Here is a 1,874-nt window from a genome sequence, read left to right as displayed (position 1 = left end):
CCCGCCACGTGTGTATGTCTGGCTTTCGGTGTCGGTTTGCCAAATGTTGGCGTAGAAATCAATCCAGCGATTATTCTCAGGCTTAAACTTATATTCGAGGCTATAAGCTTTAGAGTGAATATTGCTTAAAGGCCACTGCGGAACACCCAAGTCAGGCGTAATGCCCCAAACAATACGAGACGGCATAATTTCACCAAAAATATTTTTGGTATCTCGGTAAGTCAGTTTAAGAGTTTGGCTATCAGTTGGGCGATAGGTCCCTTTTAATAACCACGACTCCATATGACTTGAGGTGTTGGGAACTTCATCGCCCGGTTGATAGGCATAGGCAAAGTAAGGAATAAAATCAAGGCTGCTGTCTGGTGTCGCTCGTTTATAGTAGCCCGCGCCATGTGTGCCCGAGAAATAATTGCCGCGCTCACGTACCGCATAGACTGCCAGTAAATCGAATTTATCTTGCTTGGTGGCAATTGCCAGTCGGCCCGCCAAGTCGTCGCCCGAAAAATGAGAATTATCACTTCGGGTCCGGTTCTTTTTATAAATATCGGGGTCATATTTGGCCCCATTCATGTCGATCCAAGGCGTTGTGTCATTGTAGTTTTGGCCCACTTTACTCATGTCCGGCAAAGATGGATCGATTGAGTTGGTTGAGCCTTCTACTTTTAACTCAGCACCAAAAGACTTACCCGGACGAACAATATCATCAGCCTCTAGCGTTTTAACTACCACACCGCCGCCAACAGAAGTCGTGGTATTACGCTCTAAAGATGGGCCTTTAATGACTTCAATGCCCGCAATCAGATTGGGGTCGATATAGTTTCGGTTGTTTACCCCGTTGTAGCCACGCCACACTGCGATCGACTGTTCGGTGCCATCAATGGTTAAAGGCACACGACCAACACCCTGCACACCACGTACACTTGGGTCGAGTGCGCCACTGTTGCGGGCATCGCCGCTATAGACTCCCACCATGCCTTGTAAAACATCGGCTGGGTTGGTTCCTTTAAAGCGTTCGACATAGTCTTTGCCCGCATAGACCGAAGAACGGTTTGCGTCATAAACTTTGTTATAGCCTTCTGTGTCACGGTCTTCTTTGCCGTACACCACAATTGGCGTGAGTCGTACCGATGCATCTTCTTCAATTACGGCATGACTTGGCGGCAAGCTAGCGGCCTGAACCTTAGCGGGAATGACTCGCGGCGTAGTTTTTTTGCTGAGTGTGTAGCCCTGCCCAACCTTTACAGCATTAAATTCGGTTGCTTTTAAAAGCTGCTCAAAACCTTGCTCGACAACAAAGTTGCCTTTTAAGCCTAGGCTATGAAGCCCTTGAAGTTGCTGGGCATCCATCGCAATTGAAGTACCCGATTGTTCAGCAAACTGATTCAGTACGTTAGCAAGACGGCCAGCAGGAATGTTATAGCTTTTAACTCCGGCTGTTTCTGCATAGGCCTGCTGCATAGGAAGCACAACAAGCCCACCCATCGACACAGCATGTATCGCAAACGCCAGTGTTGAGAATCGAAAAATCGATCGATTCCGCTTTTGCCCTGTTCCCACTTTTTTCATTTGCCCCGCCCCAGTAAATCGTAATAAGAATCATTCAATACAACTGATTAAAATGATCCATATTTATTGCTTCTACTTACTATGACGAACGACTTTCAAAAAAGTGGAACCTAAAATTGAAAATAAATTTAATTTTTTATTATTTTAAAGAAACCATGACCACAAACGGCGTGATTTGCTTAATTTTCAGCTCTGGAAAAACCGTAGCCAAAAGCTTAAGCGAATCTGTGGTTTGGTCTAAAGGCAACACAGCATTGACCCGCACATGTTGCAACGCCGCATCATTAAAAATAATTTTGCCTTTGTAG

1 protein-coding gene and 1 pseudogene are annotated in these 1,874 nt (G+C 45.7%); both read right to left on the bottom strand.

Annotated features, from left to right (window positions below; all coding sequences use genetic code 11):
• On the bottom strand, positions 1-1,566 hold a 1,566-nt coding region (locus tag UC75_RS21300), incomplete at its 3' end, for a TonB-dependent receptor plug domain-containing protein (RefSeq protein WP_322842896.1).
• Positions 1,567-1,705: 139 nt separating this feature from the next.
• Positions 1,706-1,874, bottom strand: a pseudogene (locus UC75_RS21295) (iron ABC transporter permease); the annotation flags it as partial.

It is taken from the genome of Acinetobacter sp. V2 (assembly GCF_001188385.1).
GTDB lineage: Bacteria > Pseudomonadota > Gammaproteobacteria > Pseudomonadales > Moraxellaceae > Acinetobacter > Acinetobacter oleivorans.
This window is presented reverse-complemented; position numbering and strand designations above follow the sequence as displayed.